Genomic DNA, 17,066 nt, shown 5'->3' with positions numbered 1-17,066 from the left:
CAAGGAACGGACGCTTCCTTTGTACTCACCCTCTCGGGCTTTCCTCCGGGCTTCCCTTCGGTGTTTCCAACCTTACCAGATCCGTTTTCCGTTCCGTTTCCGGCCGGTTTTCGTTTCCAGCGCCCTGTTGGACCGGGCTTCCCCGACTTTATCAGATTCTTTCCGGCCGATTCACATCGGCTTTTCGGATCCCGATAAGGAGGGGAGTGCTTCGAGTTCCAGTGAATTCAATTCACTGACCGAAGCTCGGTAGATACTACCCGTTGCGGAGGAACCAGTCCAGTTCGTCGCAACCGTTCGAATCTACCTCCCCACTCCTCCCGTGTCAACGGTCCTTGTGGGGCGAAGAGAACACTACCAGGCTCAGGGCCGTGCCCATGACGACGGCGGGCCGTCCAGCTCCTCCAGCTCGATGCCCGGCGCCGAGAGGACCACGTCCCCGGCGATGTGGACGGAGTGCTGCTCCCCCGTGTCCAGGTGGCTGACCTGGTACTCGTCCACTTCGAGCGGGCCACTGTCAGTGGCGTGTGCTGTCCTGTCGACCAGGGCCCACGACTGGTCGAGGGTGAGGGGGGCGAGCACGGGGGGTGCGAAGGTCACGAGGCGGACGCGCGCGGACTCTCCGCCGGGGGAAAGGCGGAGCATCCGGGAGATGGCCACGTAGAAGGCGGGGGACGCGCCGCTGAAGGCATGGGCGCGGACATTGCCCTCGGTCGCGTGCTCGCCGGTCGGGTCGGTACGGACCCAGGTGACTCCGTCGAGGGCGGCACCCCGCACCTGCCAGTCGGAGCTCTGGAGCTGGAGGCGGATGGGGCGGCCCAGGTCGTCGATGGCGAGGTCGACCGAGCCGGTGGGGGTGCCGGACGGGGCGGTGAGCTGGGAGACATAGCGCCAGCCCGAAGGGCCGGGGGCGCAGTGGAAGCGCTCTTCACCGAGGGGGGAGTGGTCGTGGGGGTCGTAAAGGGAGTAACGGCCGCGGGGCATGGTGGGGTCCTTGACGCGAATGGGACAGGCCCCCGCCGAGGGGGCGGGGGCCTGTTCTACCAGCCGGGCTGGTCAGTAGCGGTAGTGGTCGGGCTTGTACGGGCCCTCCACCTTCACTCCGATGTACGCCGCCTGCTCCGGGCGCAGCGTCGTGAGCTTGACGCCGAGGGCGGCGAGGTGGAGCCGGGCGACCTTCTCGTCCAGGTGCTTGGGCAGGACGTAGACGTCGGTCGGGTAGGACTCGGGCTTGGTGAAGAGCTCGATCTGGGCCAGGGTCTGGTCCGCGAAGGAGTTCGACATCACGAAGGAGGGGTGGCCGGTCGCGTTGCCGAGGTTGAGCAGGCGGCCCTCGGACAGCACGATGAGGACCTTGCCGTCGGGGAAGGTCCAGGTGTGGACCTGGGGCTTGACCTCGTCCTTGACAATGCCGGGGACCTTGGCGAGGCCGGCCATGTCGATCTCGTTGTCGAAGTGGCCGATGTTGCCGACGATGGCCTGGTGCTTCATCTTGGCCATGTCCGAGGCCATGATGATGTCCTTGTTGCCGGTCGTGGTGATGAAGATGTCGGCGGTCTCGACGACCTCGTCCAGGGTGGTGACCTGGAAGCCGTCCATGGCGGCCTGGAGGGCGCAGATCGGGTCGATCTCCGTGATGACGACCCGGGCGCCCTGGCCGCGGAGGGACTCGGCGCAGCCCTTGCCCACGTCGCCGTAGCCGCAGACGACCGCGACCTTGCCACCGATGAGGACGTCGGTGGCGCGGTTGATGCCGTCGACGAGGGAGTGGCGGCAGCCGTACTTGTTGTCGAACTTCGACTTGGTCACCGCGTCGTTCACATTGATCGCGGGGAAGAGCAGCGTGCCGGCCTGCTGCATCTCGTAGAGACGGTGGACGCCCGTCGTGGTCTCCTCGGTGACACCGCGGATCTCGGACGCCAGCTGGGTCCACTTCCGCGGGTTCTCCGCGAGGGTGCGGTTGAGGAGGGTGAGGATCTGGGCGTACTCCTCGCTGTCGGCCGTGGCCGGGTCGGGGGCGGCGCCCGCCTTCTCGAACTCCACGCCCTTGTGGACGAGGAGGGTGGCGTCACCGCCGTCGTCCAGGATCATGTTCGGGCCGCCGGTGGGGGTGCCCGGCCAGGTCAGCGCCTGCTCCGTGCACCACCAGTACTCCTCGAGAGTCTCGCCCTTCCAGGCGAAGACGGGGATGCCCCGGGGGTCCTCCGGGGTGCCGTCGGGGCCGACCGCGATGGCGGCGGCCGCGTGGTCCTGGGTGGAGAAGATGTTGCAGGACGCCCAGCGGACCTGTGCGCCCAGTGCCACCAGGGTCTCGATGAGGACGGCGGTCTGTACGGTCATGTGCAGGGAGCCGGTGATTCGGGCGCCCGCCAGCGGCTGCGCCTCCGCGTACTCCTTGCGGATCGCCATCAGGCCGGGCATCTCGTGCTCGGCGAGGGTGATCTCCTTACGACCGAAGGCCGCCAGCGACAGATCGGCGACCTTGAAGTCCTGACCGGTGGTGGTAGTCATACGGCTGCTCCTCCTGAGGGGCGAGCGGGAGTGGGTACGGCTGTGCACGCGGACGGACAGCGTCGCCCGGTCGTGGCGCGGACCCGGCTGAGCACGGTCCGCGGCGCGATCGGTCGCACACTGCTCCCCCGGCCGCAGCCCAGTCCGTCGGAGGCCCTCTCTCCCTCGGCCGGTCCGTCGCGCGGGCCGCCCGACCTGCCATCAGCAGCGACGTCTGGCTCTTGGCACGAATCTACACCGGTGCCCCTGCCGAGCCCCAGCCCCGAGCGCCGGGTTCCGGACTCGCCCCGGACGGCCTGTCCGTCGGACCGTCAGGTGTTGCAGGATGCGGGCACGATGAATTTGTGAGGAGATCCACGTGACGCCATCAGCGGATCCGTCCGCCCCCGCGACGAGGCACGGGCAGCGGCTCAAACTGCTTGCCGTGACCGCCTGTCCGACCGGTATCGCCCACACGTACATGGCGGCGGAGAAGCTGACGCAGGCGGCGGAAGCGCTCGGCCACGACATCAAGGTGGAGACGCAGGGCTCCATCGGTGCCGAGAACGTGTTGACCGACAACGATGTCAGCCAGGCGGACGGTGTCATCATCGCGGCCGACAAGGACGTCGACCGCAGCCGGTTCGTGGGCAAGCGGCTGCTGGTCGTCGGCGTCGCCGAGGGCATCCACCACCCGGAGCAGCTGATCGAGCGGGTGCTGGAGGCCCCGGTCCACGAACCGGGCCGTGGAACGGTCTCGGGCACGATCGCGGGCAGGGGCGCGCCGGGTGTCCTCGGGCCGGGGCGCGGGACCGTCTACAAGGCGCTGATGAACGGCGTCTCGTACATGATCCCGTTCGTCGTGGTCGGCGGGCTGCTGATCGCGGTGTCACTGGCGCTGGGCGGGCACCCCCGGCCGGACGGCGGGCTGGTGATCCCCGACGGAACGTTCTGGAAGCACGTCAACGACATCGGTGTCATCGGTTTCACGCTGATGGTGCCGATCCTGTCCGGTTATATCGCCTACGCCATCGCCGACCGGCCCGCGCTGGTGCCGGGCATGATCGGCGGCTGGATCGCCAACACGGGTGCGCTGTACGACTCCAAGTCCGGCGCGGGCTTCATCGGGGCGATCGTGACGGGCTTCCTGGCCGGCTACCTGGTCCTGTGGATCAAGAAGCTCCGGGTGCCGAAGTTCGTCCGGCCGATCATGCCGATCATCGTGATCCCGGTGCTGGCCAGCTCGGTCCTCGGCCTGTTCTTCATTTATGTCCTCGGCAGGCCCATCGCCTGGGTCTTCGAGCACCTCACGGACTGGCTGGGCGGTCTGACGGGGACGAGCGCGGCGCTGCTCGGCGTGCTCCTGGGTCTCATGATCGCCTTCGATATGGGCGGTCCGGTCAACAAGACGGCCTTCCTCTTCGGCGCGGGCCTCGTGTCCAAGAACCCGGAGATCATGGGCATGTGCGCCGCCGCCATCCCCGTGCCGCCGCTCGGACAGGGGCTGGCGACGCTGTTGCGGCGCGGGATGTTCAGCGAGCAGGAACGGGAGACAGGGCTGGCCGCCCTCTTCATGGGCTTCTTCGGCATCACCGAGGGAGCGATTCCCTTCGCCGCGGCCCGCCCGGCGCGAGTGATTCCCGCGAACATGCTGGGCGGCGCGGTGGCGGGCGCCATCGCGGGGCTCGCGGCGGTGGGTGACAGCGTGCCGCACGGCGGGCCCATCGTGGCCGTGCTGGGGGCGGTGAGCGGTGTGCCGATGTTCTTCATCGCGATCGGGGTCGGGATGGTGGTGACGGCGCTGACGACGGTGACGCTGATGGCGTTGGGGGGTGGGGGGCGGGGTGCGGTCGCCCGTGGCGGTGCCGATGCGGTTGCGGTGCCCGTCGCTCGTACGGCCGGGACGGCCCGTACAGCCGGTACGGCCGTGGGTGCGGCCGTGGGTGCGGCCGTGGGTACGGCGCCGGTCGTGACCGAGGCTGCGCCCGAGGTGTTGTCCGGCTATCTCACCGGGCAGACCGTGCGGCTGGAGCTCGCGGCGGTCCGCAAGGAGGCTGCGATCCGGGAGCTGGCGGAGCTGCTGGCAGGCACGGGGCAGGTCCGGGACGTCGACGCGCTCGTCACGGCCGCGCTCGCCCGGGAGGAGCTGGGCACCACCGGGCTGGGCGAGGAGATCGCCATTCCGCACGCGAAGACGGACGCGGTGTCGGCACCGGTCGTCGGCTTCGCCCGGTCCGCCGAGGGGATCGAATGGGGGGCACTGGACGGCTCCAAGGCCCGGTTGATCTTCATGATCGCCGTACCGGAGGCGCTGGCCGGGGACGAGCACCTGCGGATCCTCGCGCTGCTGGCGCGGAAGCTGCTGGATCCGGGGTTCCGGGAGCGGTTGCTGGATGCGGGGGGTGAGGGGGCGGTGCTTGGGGTGCTGGCCGAGGTTCGGTAGGGGCCGGTGGCGGGCGGGGGCCGTGGTGAGAGTCCCCGATCCCGCCCCTTCCCGTTTCTTTCAGGGGCTCCGCCCCCGAACCCCCGGTCCTCAAGCGCCGGAGGGGCTGGATTGGTAGATGTCCGGTTCCAGGTAGATGTCCGGTTCCAGGTAGATCACTCGGGCGATCGGGACCGCCTCGCGGATGCGGGCTTCCGCCGCGTCGATCGCGCGGGCGATCTGGGTCGCCGTGTCCTCGCCCCGTACCGCGATCTTCGCGGCGACCAGCAGCTCCTCGGGGCCCAGGTGGAGGGTGCGCATGTGGATGACGCGGGTGACGGTCTCGCCGTCCACCGCCGCCTCGCGGATCCGTGCCACCTGGTCCGGGCCCGCGGCCTCGCCCAGCAGCAGGGACTTCGTCTCGGCTGCCAGCACCAGCGCGATCAGGACGAGCAGGGTGCCGATGCACAGCGTGCCGATGCTGTCCCACACGCTGTCGCCCGTGGCGAGCGTCAGGCCCACGCCGCCCAGGGCGAGGACGAGGCCGACGAGCGCGCCGAAGTCCTCCAGCAGGACCACGGGCAGCTCGGGCGCCTTGGCCGTGCGGATGAAGGAGGTCCAGGACTGCTCGCCGCGCAGGGCGTTGGACTCCTTGATGGCGGTGCGGAAGGAGAACCCCTCGGCCACGATGGCGAAGACGAGCACGCCGACGGGCCAGTACCAGTGCTCCAGCGGGTGGGGCTCCTTGATCTTCTCGTAGCCCTCGTAGAGCGCGAAGACGCCGCCGACGCTGAAGAGCACGACCGAGACGAGGAAGCCGTAGATGTAGCGTTCCCGGCCGTACCCGAAGGGGTGCTCCTCGCTGGCCTGTTTCTGGGCCTTCTTGCCGCCGAGGAGGAGCAGCGCCTGGTTGCCGGAGTCGGCGACGGAGTGGACGCCCTCCGCGAGCATCGACGACGAGCCGCTGAAGGCGAACGCCACGAACTTGGCCACCGCGATGGCCAGGTTGGCGCCCAGCGCGGCGACGATGGCCTTGGTACCGCCTGATGCACTCATCTGCGCGGGTTGTCCCTTCCGCCCCTGCGGCTGCTTTGCACATCTTTTATGGGATACAGCCTTTACGGGCTACGGCCGGTCATTGTCGCAGCCGTTCGGCCGAGCCGTCGTCAGGCGGCGGCCGTGGCACCCACCGTGGCGCGGAAGACGGACCCCTTACCGTCGAGCTCGACCCGCTCCCCCGCCCGTACGAAGGCGGACTCGCCCCGTGCGAGGGCCAGTTCCGTGCCGTCCTCGCCGCGCAGCAGAGCCCGGCCCGCGGTGCACAGCAGGATCTGGGGGGTGCGGGCGTCGAGCCGGTGGGGTGTCGCGCCGGGGGCGAGCGCGTACCGGGAGAGACGGAACTCCTCCACCGGCGTCTCGTACTCCTCCGCGCCGTCGACGTCGGCCTCGGGCCGCAGGACGCCCGGGGGCGTGGCTTCGAAGCGGACCACGCGCAGTAGCTCGGGGACGTCGACGTGCTTGGGGGTGAGCCCGCAGCGGAGCACGTTGTCGGAGTTGGCCATGATCTCCACGCCCAGGCCGGAGAGGTAGGCGTGCGGGACGCCGGCGCCGAGGTAGAGGGCCTCGCCGGGCTGGAGGAGGACGTGGTTGAGGAGCATCGCGGCGAGGACCCCGGGGTCGCCCGGGTAGTGCCGGGCGAGGGTGGCGTAGGCCGCGTAGGCCGCGCGGTGGGGGCCGTCCTCGGCGGCGAGCCGCTCGGCCGCGGCGGCCGCCTCGGTCACGGTCCCGGCGACGGCGTCGCGCTCCGCGCTGAGCACGGCGGTGAGGACCTCGCGCAGGGCCGCGCTCTCCGGGTGGGCGTGCAGCAGGTCGACGTACGGCTTGAGGCTGTCGACGCCGAGGGCGGAGAGGAGCTCGGCGGTGGCGTCGGGGGCCCGGAATCCGCAGAGCCCCTCGAAGGGGGTGAGGGCGCAGATGAGCTCGGGCTTGTGGCTGGCGTCCTTGTAGTTGCGGTGCGGGGCGTCGGCCGGGACGCCGCGTCCCTCCTCGTCGGCGTAGCCGGCCTCGGCCTGGTCCAGGTCGGGGTGGACCTGGAGGGAGAGCGGGTCGGCGGCGGCGAGGATCTTGAACAGGAAGGGCAGGCCGGGGCCGAAGCGCGCCACGGTGTCGTCACCGAGCTCGCGGCGCGGGTCGGCGGCGATCACATCGTTCAGGGCGACGGGGCCGGTGCCTCGGTCGACGCGGGAGGGGGCGCCGGGGTGGGCTCCCATCCACAGTTCGGCCTGGGGCTCTCCGGTGGGCGCGGTGCCGAGGAGGTCGGGGATCGCGGTGGTGGAGCCCCAGGCGTAGGGGCGCACGGTGTTGAGAAGGCGGTCCATGGGAACGGTTCCTGACTTGTCGGTACGGGACCGGGCTTGCGGACTCTCGTGCGGACTTACGGGCTTGCGAGGGGGGAGCTTAAAGAGACTTGCTGGTTTACGGGCTTGCGGAGCGCCTACTGGCGCACGCGCTCACCGAGTCACGGGTTTGGCCGCGAGCGCGAGGTAGACGGCGGCGAAGTCCGTGGTGGCGAGGAGGTCGGCCGCGGTCTCCAGCGGGCTGCTGTCCTCGTCGGCCTCCAGCTCGCTGACGGGGGTGTCGCGGTGCAGGGCGAGCTCGCGCGCGGCCCCGGCCGGTGAGGTGACGTCCGGTCCGCGCTCCCGGAGCAGGACCACCCGGGCGTGGAGGGCCTCGGACTCCTCGACCCGGTCACGGAAGAAGTCCTCGGGATCGGCGCCCGCGGCGAAGTCCCCGGCCAGGAGCGTGCCGTGCGCGGTCAGCGCCTCGGGCAGCTCGGCGGCGAGCGCGGGGCGCCCGGCAAGCGCGGCGAGGACGGTCGCGAACCGGCGGCCGACCGCGGCGGCGAGCTCGCCCTCGGTCCAGATGAGCGGCAGGGTGTCGGCCACCTCGGCCGCCAGGGTCTTGGCGGGGTTGCTGTACGTGGCGATGGCCGGGCCGCAGCGCTCGGCGATGTGGTCGAGCCGGTCGGCGAGCGCTTCCAGGGCGGCGGGCGGCGCCTCGGCCAGGCCGATGCGGTCGGCCAGGGCGAGGAGCGGGGTGAGCAGCGACCAGAGCGTGCCGGGGCCGGTGGGCAGGGCGACCAGGGAGTCGTCGTTCCGGGGGGTGCCGCCGGCCATCGCCGCCTCGTACGGGGTGACGGTCAGCGGGATGGCGAGGCCGCGCACCTGGGCGGTGGCGTCGGCGAGCGGGGAGCCTGCCGGGGAGACGGTCACGACGGTGCAGCCGCGCCGGTAGGCCTGCTCCAGGAGGAGCGCCAGGCCCGGTTCCGTACCGTCCGGGCTGGCGACGAGCAGCAGGTCGAGCGGGCCCGTCCAGCCGGGCAGGGTCCAGCGCAGGGCGCCCGGGGCAGGGGCGACGCCCGCCGGGCGGATCAGGGAGACGGGGCAGCTGTCCCCGGCGAGCGCGGCCAGCAGGTCGGCGGTGGAACCGCCCGCCGGTCCGGGGCCGGCGACCAGGACGGCGCGCGGGCGGCCGTCCGGCTGGAGCGCGTCGATGCCGGCTTCGGCGACGTCGCGCACGGCCGTACGGACCCGGGCGCCGGATTCCGCGGCGCCCCGGAGCAGACCGTGGAGGTCGGCTCGGGAGAGGCCGTCGGGGTCATCGAGGAGGGACTCGTCGAACACCGTTGTTCAGCCTCCGTGTGCCGTGGGGTGGGATACGCCGTGGGGTACGGGGTCGCGGGCTCGCCCGCCGTCGGACGCCGCTGTTACGCGGGGCGGCGGGCCTCGTCCACGAGCAGGACGGGGATGCCGTCGCGGATGGGGTAGGCCAGGCCGCAGCCCTGGCTCTCGCACACCAGCTCGTGGGTGTCCTCGGAGGGGGTCTCCTCGCGGAGGGAGGCGTGGCACTCCGGGCAGGCGAGGATCTCCAGGAGACCGGCTTCGAGCGGCATGGGTTTTCCCTTCGGGGGTTGTTGCGCTGTGGTGTCAGCGTAGTCGCGTGGGCGGTGGATTTTCCCCTGACCCGCCCCTTCGCCGTTTCCCAGGGGCTCCGCCCCTGGGCCCCCGGTCACGCGCGGACGATCGACAAAACCTCGTCCCGGATCCGGGTCACCGTTTCCGCGTCGCGAGCCTCCACGTTCAGGCGGAGGAGGGGCTCGGTGTTGGAGGCTCGGAGGTTGAACCACCAGTCGGCCGTGGCGACGGTGAGGCCGTCGAGCTCGTCCAGGGTGGCGCCGTCGGCGGTCTCGTAGGCGGCCCGGACGGCGGCGGCGCGGTCGGCCTGGTCGGCGACGGTGCTGTTGATCTCGCCGGAGGCGGCGTAGCGGTCGTACTGCTCGACGAGGCCGGACAGCGGGCCGTCCTGGCCGCCGAGGGCCGCGAGGACGTGGAGCGCGGCCAGCATGCCGGTGTCGGCGTTCCAGAAGTCGCGGAAGTAGTAGTGCGCGGAGTGCTCGCCGCCGAAGATCGCGCCGGTGCGGGCCATCTCCTGCTTGATGAAGGAGTGGCCCACGCGGGTGCGGACGGCCTTGCCGCCGTGCTCGGCGACGACCTCCGGCACGGACCACGAGGTGATCAGGTTGTGGATGATCGTGCCGCCGGGGTGCTTGGCCAGCTCGCGGGCGGCGACCAGGGCGGTGATCGCGGAGGGGGAGACGGGCTCGCCGCGCTCGTCGACGACGAAGCAGCGGTCGGCGTCGCCGTCGAAGGCCAGGCCGATGTCGGCGCCCGTCTCGCGGACCTTCTCCTGGAGGTCGACGAGGTTCTTGGGGTCGAGCGGGTTGGCCTCGTGGTTGGGGAAGGTGCCGTCCAGCTCGAAGTACATCGGGACGAGGTCGACGGGCAGCCCGGCGAGGACGGTCGGGACGGTGTGGCCGCCCATGCCGTTGCCCGCGTCGACGGCGACCTTCAGGGGGCGGACGCCCTTGAGGTCCACCAGCGAGCGCAGGTGCGCCGCGTAGTCGTCGAGGACGTCGCGCGAGGTGATGGTGCCGGTGGTGGCGGCGGGCTCGGGGGCGCCGGTCTCCGTCCAGCCCTCGACGAGGGTGCGGATCTCGGTGAGGCCGGTGTCCTGCCCGACGGGGGCGGCGCCCGCGCGGCACAGCTTGATGCCGTTGTACTGCGCGGGGTTGTGGCTGGCGGTGAACATCGCGCCGGGCAGGTCGAGTTGTCCGCTGGCGAAGTAGAGCTGATCGGTCGAGCAGAGGCCGATCTCGGTGACGTCCACGCCGCGCGCGGCGGCGCCGCGGGCGAAGGCACGGGACAGGCCCGGGGAGGAGGGGCGCATGTCGTGGCCGACGACGATCGCGCTCGCGCCGGTCACCTGGGCGAAGGCTGCGCCGAAGAGCTCGGCCATGGACTCGTCCCACTGGTCGGGGACCACGCCGCGCACGTCGTACGCCTTCACGATCTGCGACAGATCAGCCACAGCCAACCCCTCCTGGAGTCCGGTACGGGACACCAAACCTACCTGTCGTCACCGTCGGCCCGGACCACGCGCGAAGGGCGGGGGCCCGTACGAGCCGTCAGGAGTCGGGGGACCGCAGGACCCTGAGGTGGCCTCGGCGGGCGACCTCCATCGGGTCGGCACCCCGGCCCGTCGGCGCGACCGCGCCCGGGAGGGCGCCCGGACCGGCCGGGCGCTCCTGGGGGCGCGCGGCCTCGCGCACGGCGTTGGCGAGTGCTTCGAGGTCATCACTGCTGGGGCGGGCGGGGCCGCTGGCGACGGCGAGACGGACGACGTCCCAGCCGCGCGGCGCGGTCAGCCGCTCGGAGTGCTCGGCGCACAGGTCGTAGCAGTGGGGCTCGGCGTAGGTGGCGAGCGGGCCGAGGACGGCGGTCGAATCGGCGTAGACGTACGTCAGCGTCGCGACGGCCGGGCGGCCGCACGCGGTGCGCGAACAGCGACGTACAGGGCTCACGAGGTTGGACGGTACCGCACTCTTGAGCGGGCCGCGACGACTCACCCCCGGCTCACTCCTCCGTGTCGTCCCGGCTCGCGCCGTGGACAGCGTTGTCGAACGGCCTGGTCGACCCCGTCGGGACCGGGGGAACAGGCATCCGGTGACAAAGAAAACTGTCACCAGCGGGTACACATAGTGTCATTCGGCATGGGAACGCCGATCCCGCGGGTGGCTGCAATTGATCGCAGACATGGCCGGAACGCTCATCGGGCGACATGCCGGGAGATGGGCGGCTACCCCGCGCATACGGCCGGCCGGCGGATACCCTCGGGTGTGATGGACAGCCCCGTACCTCCTCCGGCCGCCGCCGGGGACACCCCCGGTCCCGCCGGGCCCAGGCCACGTCGCCGCGACCGCCATGGACGCGGCATGCGCGGTCCGATCGCGCCCCCGCAGGTGCCGCTGTCGGCCAGCAGGGCCGACGCCTTCGTCGACCTCGTCCAAGACTCGGCGGAGCGGCTGGAGCGGCTCTGGCCGCAGCTGGCGGCCGTCGAGTTCCTGGTCGACGAGGTGCCGGCCGAGCCCGGCACCGGGCCCGGCGACGATCCGCTGGAGGCGCTCCTGGACGGCGAGACCGTGCCCCTCGGGCGGTACGTCGCCGCGCGGGGCGAGGACCCGGACCGGATCGTCGTCTACCGCCGTCCGGTGGAGATCCGTACCAAAACGCGTGACGAGCGGGCGCTGCTCGTTCACGAGGTCGTGGTGGAGCAGGTGGCGGAGCTGCTCGGGCTCGCGCCCGAGTCGGTCGACCCGCGCTACGGGCAGGACTAGCCCGCCCATCGGCCCATGCCTGCGGGCGGGGCCTGTGGGCGGGGCCTGTGGGCGGGCCGTCCCGTCAGCCGTTCAGCATCGACAGGTCCTGCTCGGCCTTGGGGACCGCCACGGTCGACCGGTCGTCCGGAATCGGCTGGATCGTGAACATCGGGACGCCGTCCTTGGGCAGCGCCAGCATGCGCGAGGCGTATACGGGGCCGCCGGAGACCTTCTCCACGGTCACCGCGAACACGCCCTTGCCGTCGGCGGGCCGGGGCGGTTCGACGGTGAGGGTGGTCCCGGCCTTGACCGTGTAGGACTTGCCGACCGGGGCGCCGCCCTCGCTGCCCGCCGAGGTGGTCACCGTCACCTGGGCGTCCCGGGAGGGGGCCACGAGGGACAGCGTGCTCGCCTTGGCGCGGTTGTCGGCGATGGTGCCTCGGGCCTCGATCGCGGCGGTGGCGGGGATGAAGGCGGTCTCCTGCTTGTCGTCCTTGCCGCGCGTCACGCGCAGCGCGGCGACGACCGTGCCGCTGCCGTGCGCGCCGGTCAGCAGCAGGGAGCCCGCCTCGCCCTTGGTGAGGTCCCCCAGGTCGACGGTCGTGGTCATGCCGCTCTTGACGTGCAGCGACTCATGTCCGGCCGGGCTGATGGAGCCGCTCGCGCCGGCGAGCCGCACGGTGACGTCGGCGTCGTCCGAGCCGGGCGCGAAAGCGATGAGACGTACGGAGGTGGCGTCGGCCGGGATGCCGGGCAGCACCGCGCCCGCCGACACGTCGGCGGCCGGGGCCAGCCAGTCGCCGCCGGCCTTGTCGTCGGACGCCTGCACCGCCGCCCCCACGCGGCCGGACCGGGCGGCCACGTGGAGGGTGAGGTTCTCGGTGGGCGCGTCCGTGAGCGACGACAGCAGCACGGGGACGGTGGAGCGGGGCGGGATGGCGACGCCCTCCCCGGAGGGGGCCTTGATCCGGCCGTCGGGGCCGTACAGCTCCAGGTCGACGACGGCCGCCGAGTTGTCGGGGTTGGACACATGGACGTAGTCCTGGCGCCCCTTGGCGGTGCTCGCGCCCGGGAACCAGAAGGAGGTGTCGGGCGGCACGCAGGAGACGCCGTGCAGCCCGCGGCCGCTGCCCGCGGCGACGGTGGTCGTCTGCTGCGCGGTCCAGCCGGGAGCCAGCGGCCCGGTGGCCGAGCCGAGGAGGGCGGGGGCGTCGGAGCGCTCCGTGGTGGCCGTGACGGGTTTGCCGGGCTCCTTCAGCGACAGGACGGCTTTACCCGGATCGGTTTCGGCCTTTTTCCCGTCCGCCTTCCCGTCCGTCTTCTTGTCGTCCTTCGCGGCGTCCTTCGAAGCGTCCTTCTTGGGATCGTCCTTCTTGGGATCGTCCTTCTTGGCGTCCGTACGCGCCGGGCCCGCCGCGGGCAGCAGATCCGCCGTGGACCCGGCCGCCGCTGCGCCCTTCCCGGGTGGCGTGAAAGCGGTGTACGTCGTGCTCGCCACGTCCGACGAGGTCGGCGCCGGGCAGAGCAGGGTCGAGCGCTGCACGGGCATCCGGCCGGCGGGCCGCGTGCCCGCGTTGTCGCCCGACGGCGGGTTGAGCGCGGCGACACCCGCGACGACGGCGAGCACGGCCGTCGTGGCGAACAGGGACAGGGTGGTGCGGTTCACTGCTGCTGGCTCCCGTCACGGTGGGGCCCCTCGCCCCCGCCGTACGTCGTGTCGTAGGGCCGGTGCCCGTAACCGTACGGGTCGTGCGCGCCGCCCGCGTAGGGGTCCGCCGGGTACTGCGCCTGCCCGGGGTGGGTGCCGTCGTGGCCGGGACCCTGACCGGCACCCTGCTCGGGCGGGTAGCCGGTTCCGTACCCGGTGTCGTAACCGGTCGCGTAGCCGCTCTCCTGGTACGGCTGCTGCTGTCCGTAGGCCCCCTGCCCCTGGGCCTGGTCCCACTCCGCGTACTGCTGCTGGTGCGGGACGGCGGCGTACGGATCGGCGTCGGCCACGGCCGGCTGCTGCTCGTACGAGTTGTAGGGATCGTATGAAACGGCCTCGGGTGCCGGAGCGGGCTCGGGGGTCGCGGGCCGGGTGGTGTCGCCGTCCGTCGCGGCCGTCGCGGCGCGCAACCTGCGGGCGCGGCGCCCCTCCCCCGGGCCGGCCTGGGCAGGTACGGGCGCTGCCGCCGCGGCGCCGTCCTCCGGCAGGTCGTCGTCGACCTCGCGGCGGCGGCCCGGCAGGGCGAGTACGACCAGGACGGCGGCGAGCAGCCCCTGGGCCCACAGCCAGGCGGTCCGCGCCCCAGGGGTCTCGTAGGTGACGGACAGCTTCCCGCCCCGGGCCGGCAGGGCGAAGCCCTGGGCCCAGCCGTCGACGGTGACGGCCTTGAGGGCCCGTCCGTCCAGCGTGGCCCGCCAGCCCGGCGCGGCCTTGTCGGCCAGGCGCAGGACCCGTTCGCCCGGCCCGGCCGGGACGGTGGCGCCGGCTGTCACCGGCCCGGCGGCGACGGGCACGGGGGCGGTGGCACGGGTGCCGTCGGGCTGTCGCGCTCCGGTGACGATGGTGACGCGGGCGACCTGGCTGTCGACGCGCCAGAGGGAGCTGTGGTCCTCCTTGCCGAGCCGGGTCAGCCCAGGGGTCGCGTCGAGGACGCGGGCCATGGCGCGGGGGGCGCTGTCGCGGACGAGGACGTAGCCGACGGCGTAGTCGCCGAGGCGGCCCGCCTGGTCGGCGCCGGAGCCCGCGACGAGCGCGGCCACCATGGCGTCCAGCTCGCGCTCCCGGCCGGCGGCCGCCAGGGGCTCGGCGTCGCCCAGCCGGGCGCCGTCGCCGCGGACCAGCGTGTACGTCACCCGGCCGGTGTCCCCGCCGAGGACCAGGGTGCGGGCCTGGTCCCGGGTGCCGGCCTCCTCGGCCACGAACGCGGGCACCTGCACCGGGTCGCGTCGTTCCAGCGGTCCGGCGGCGCCGTGCGTCGCCCAGACGACGGCGGCCGCGGCGGGGGCGGCCCCGGCGGCCAGCGCGACGAGGACGGCGACCGGCTGGCGCCAGCCGAAGCTGCGCGCCGCGACGCGCTCCCGCGCGCCCTCGGCGCCCACGGCGGCCGCGGCGATCAGGGCGAGGCCGTAGAGGAGGGTGCCCGGCCCGGCCCAGACCGAGCGTCCCCCAGCTACCGCTGGGAGGTGCCCCCACAGGGCGGCGCAGAGCATTCCGGTGAGCGCGACGGTCCAGGCGGTCAGGATCGCCGGGCGCCGGTCGGCGCGGAGCAGGGCGGCGAGCGCGGCCAGGACGACGCCGGCGAACAGCAGGGCGCCCGGGGTGCCGGGCCCGCCGGGGTCGGCGGTGAGCAGGCGCAGGGGGCCGGCGGTGCCGTGCCCGTAGGCCAGTCCGGCCTCGGCGAGGAAGCGGGCGGGGTGGGTGAGGAGCCCCGGCGACCAGGGGGCGAGCACGAGGACGGGGGTGGCGGCCACGGCGAGGAGCCGGGGGCCGTGGACGGCCGCGGCCCGGCCGGCGCCGCCCCGGACGCAGTTCAGCGCGAGCGCCGTGATGCCCAGGAGCACCGCCACCGGCCACACCACGGGGGTGAAGGCGGTGGTGACGGTGAGCAGGAGGGCGTACGCCCAGGAGGCGCGCCATGTGGGGGGCGTGCCCGGCGCACCGCGTCCTCGAAGGCCTGCGGCCTCCACCGCCGCGCGGGCCAGGAGCGGCAGCAACACGGCGAGGACGGCGGTGCCCAGCCGGCCGGTGGCGAGGGCGCCGGTGGTGGCGGGCAGGAAGGCGTAGGCGACGGCCGCCCAGGCGCGCAGCGGACGGGAGTCGATGAGGGGGCGGGCGGCGAAGTAGGCGGTGAGCCCGGCCAGCGGGACCGAGCAGACCAGCAGGAGGGTGAGGGCGATGCCGGGGGAGCCGAGCAGGAGCGTCGCCAGGGTCGCGAGGACGGCGAGGTAGGGGGGCGCGTTCTCGGTGCTGCCCACGCCGACCGGGTGCCAGCCGTCGGTGTAGGCGGACCAGAGGTCGGAGAGGTGCTCGGGGACGGGCAGGAGGGCGCCGCCGGAGAGCGCGCCGCCGCCGAACAGGTCGCGGCAGGCGAGGGCGGAGACGAGGAGCAGGAGCGTGAAGAGGACGGGCGCGGGCTTGCGGGCGAGGCGCCTGAGCCGGGCGAACTGCTCGATCTCCAGGTAGTCGGCGTCGTCCCCGCCGGGGCCGGACTCGACGATGCCGCCGTGGCGTCCGGCGGAGGGTGCCGTGTCGTCGGTGCGGGCGCCGACGTCGCTCGCGAGTTGTTCGAGGGTGGCGCGGACGGTCGCGCCGGGGGGCGGGAAGAGCGGCCGGAGTTCCGCCGGTGCGATCCGGGGCTCGCCGCGTCGTTTGCGCGCCGCGCGGACGCGCCCCGGGCGCAGGAGGACACCGGCGAATCCGGCGAATTCGTCGAGGGCCTGCCCTGGCGCCTTGCCGATGAGGTAGCCGAGGACGCGCAGCAGGGTGCCGATGACGAGCCGGAGCATGACGTACGGCAGGAGCGCGCCACGGGTGTTGGCGAGGAGGGTGTAGACGGCGCCGGCCTTGTCGACGCGGTGGGGGTTGGCGGGCTTGCGGCCGGCGCAGTCGACGGGGCGGCGCTCGCGGGAGGCGGCCTCGGCGTGGCGCAGGACGGCGTCGGGGGCGACGAGGACGCCGTGGCCGGCGGCGTGGGCCCGCCAGCACAGGTCGACGTCGTCGCGCATGAGCGGGAGGCGGGGGTCGAAGCCGCCGAGCTCCTGCCAGACGTCGCGGCGGACGAGCATGCCGGCGGTGGAGACGGACAGCACGGACCGGATCTGGTCGTGCTGCCCCTGGTCCTGTTCGCGGCGTTCGAGGCCGGTCCAGCGGCGTCCGCTGCGGGCGATGGAGACGCCGGTCTCAAGGAGCTGGCGGCGGTCGTACCAGCTGCGGAGCTTGGGGCCGATGACGGCCGCGTCCGGTTCGGCCTCGGCGACGCGCAGCAGTTCGTGGAGGGCGGCGGGCTCGGGCGCGCAGTCGTCGTGGAGCAGCCAGAGCCACTGCACGGGTTCGAGGTCGGCGCGGTCGACGCCGGGGGCGTCCTCGGTCCAGGTGCGGCCGGCGGGGTCCCAGCCGCTGGAGCGCCGGAGGTAGGGCAGCTCGTCGGCGGTCAGGACGGGGGCCGTACGGACGGCCTCGTCGACGGCGGTGCCGAAGCCCGCGCGCCGGGCCAGGTGGAGGACGTGGTCGGCGCCGAGGGCGTCGGCGAGGAGCCGGCGGGAGTCGTCGGCGCTGCCGGTGTCGGCGGCGACGACGTGCTGGACGGGGCGTTCCTGGCCGAGCAGCCCGGCGAGGGCGTCGGGCAGCCAGCGGGCGCCGTCGTGGGCGACGAGTACGGCGGTGACGACGTGGTGCGGGAACGCGGGCGGGAGGGCCGGGTCGAGCAGCGCGGGGATGGTGGGGTCGAACAT

General features: G+C 73.2%; 13 protein-coding genes. 3 read left to right on the top strand and 10 right to left on the bottom strand.

The window, feature by feature from the left end; all coding sequences use genetic code 11:
• Positions 1 to 198 (top strand): hypothetical protein (locus AB0E98_RS25965; protein ID WP_361706846.1); only part of this gene is annotated, 198 nt, incomplete at its 5' end.
• 165 nt (positions 199 to 363) lie between these two features.
• Here the strand turns inward: AB0E98_RS25965 and AB0E98_RS25960 are convergent.
• Both AB0E98_RS25960 and ahcY read right to left on the bottom strand, forming a co-directional pair.
• The gene (locus tag AB0E98_RS25960) at positions 364 to 984 is read right to left on the bottom strand and encodes a hypothetical protein (protein WP_361706844.1); all 621 of its coding nucleotides are present in this window, start codon (positions 982 to 984) and stop codon (positions 364 to 366) included.
• 72 nt (positions 985 to 1,056) lie between these two features.
• The gene (ahcY, locus tag AB0E98_RS25955) at positions 1,057 to 2,511 is read right to left on the bottom strand and encodes an adenosylhomocysteinase (protein ID WP_361706842.1); all 1,455 of its coding nucleotides are present in this window, start codon (positions 2,509 to 2,511) and stop codon (positions 1,057 to 1,059) included.
• Positions 2,512 to 2,869: 358 nt separating this feature from the next.
• Between ahcY and AB0E98_RS25950 the strand changes: the two genes are divergently transcribed.
• On the top strand, positions 2,870 to 4,933 hold the full coding sequence (locus AB0E98_RS25950) for a fructose-specific PTS transporter subunit EIIC (RefSeq protein WP_361706840.1): 2,064 nt from the start codon (positions 2,870 to 2,872) through the stop codon (positions 4,931 to 4,933).
• 90 nt (positions 4,934 to 5,023) lie between these two features.
• On the opposite strand, the gene AB0E98_RS25945 is transcribed toward AB0E98_RS25950, so the two are convergent.
• The 6 genes from AB0E98_RS25945 to AB0E98_RS25920 all read right to left on the bottom strand — a co-directional run bounded on the left by AB0E98_RS25945 (position 5,024) and on the right by AB0E98_RS25920 (position 10,877).
• Positions 5,024 to 5,968 carry a cation diffusion facilitator family transporter gene (locus tag AB0E98_RS25945; RefSeq protein WP_361706838.1) on the bottom strand — a complete coding sequence of 315 codons (945 nt, stop codon included), beginning with the start codon at positions 5,966 to 5,968 and terminating at the stop codon, positions 5,024 to 5,026.
• 110 nt (positions 5,969 to 6,078) lie between these two features.
• Positions 6,079 to 7,290, bottom strand: coding sequence for a mannose-6-phosphate isomerase, class I (gene manA / locus AB0E98_RS25940; protein ID WP_361706836.1), 1,212 nt, complete (start codon positions 7,288 to 7,290; stop codon positions 6,079 to 6,081).
• 132 nt (positions 7,291 to 7,422) lie between these two features.
• Positions 7,423 to 8,595 carry an SIS domain-containing protein gene (locus AB0E98_RS25935; protein ID WP_361706834.1) on the bottom strand — a complete coding sequence of 391 codons (1,173 nt, stop codon included), beginning with the start codon at positions 8,593 to 8,595 and terminating at the stop codon, positions 7,423 to 7,425.
• A gap of 83 nt (positions 8,596 to 8,678) precedes the next feature.
• Positions 8,679 to 8,864 (bottom strand): Trm112 family protein, encoded by a 186-nt coding sequence (locus AB0E98_RS25930; protein ID WP_361706832.1) that lies wholly within the window; start codon positions 8,862 to 8,864, stop codon positions 8,679 to 8,681.
• Positions 8,865 to 8,980: 116 nt separating this feature from the next.
• Complete coding sequence (locus AB0E98_RS25925; RefSeq protein ID WP_361706830.1) at positions 8,981 to 10,339, bottom strand: phosphomannomutase/phosphoglucomutase; 1,359 nt, start codon at positions 10,337 to 10,339, stop codon at positions 8,981 to 8,983.
• Positions 10,340 to 10,436: 97 nt separating this feature from the next.
• On the bottom strand, positions 10,437 to 10,877 hold the full coding sequence (locus AB0E98_RS25920) for a DUF3499 domain-containing protein (protein ID WP_361706828.1): 441 nt from the start codon (positions 10,875 to 10,877) through the stop codon (positions 10,437 to 10,439).
• A 273-nt stretch (positions 10,878 to 11,150) separates the two neighbouring features.
• On the opposite strand from AB0E98_RS25920, the gene AB0E98_RS25915 reads away from it, so the two are divergent.
• Complete coding sequence (locus tag AB0E98_RS25915; RefSeq protein ID WP_361706826.1) at positions 11,151 to 11,645, top strand: metallopeptidase family protein; 495 nt, start codon at positions 11,151 to 11,153, stop codon at positions 11,643 to 11,645.
• Between the two features lie 64 nt (positions 11,646 to 11,709).
• Here the strand turns inward: AB0E98_RS25915 and AB0E98_RS25910 are convergent, their stop codons facing one another.
• Both AB0E98_RS25910 and AB0E98_RS25905 read right to left on the bottom strand, forming a co-directional pair.
• Positions 11,710 to 13,293 carry a DUF5719 family protein gene (locus tag AB0E98_RS25910; protein WP_361706824.1) on the bottom strand — a complete coding sequence of 528 codons (1,584 nt, stop codon included), beginning with the start codon at positions 13,291 to 13,293 and terminating at the stop codon, positions 11,710 to 11,712.
• Positions 13,290 to 17,066: a glycosyltransferase family 2 protein gene (locus tag AB0E98_RS25905; RefSeq protein WP_361706821.1), complete on the bottom strand. Its 3,777-nt coding sequence runs from the start codon at positions 17,064 to 17,066 to the stop codon at positions 13,290 to 13,292. The genes AB0E98_RS25910 and AB0E98_RS25905 overlap by 4 nt, the downstream gene beginning before the upstream one ends.

The organism is Streptomyces sp. NPDC037389, assembly GCF_040636475.1.
In the GTDB taxonomy this organism is placed as follows: domain Bacteria; phylum Actinomycetota; class Actinomycetes; order Streptomycetales; family Streptomycetaceae; genus Streptomyces; species Streptomyces hesseae.
This window is presented reverse-complemented; position numbering and strand designations above follow the sequence as displayed.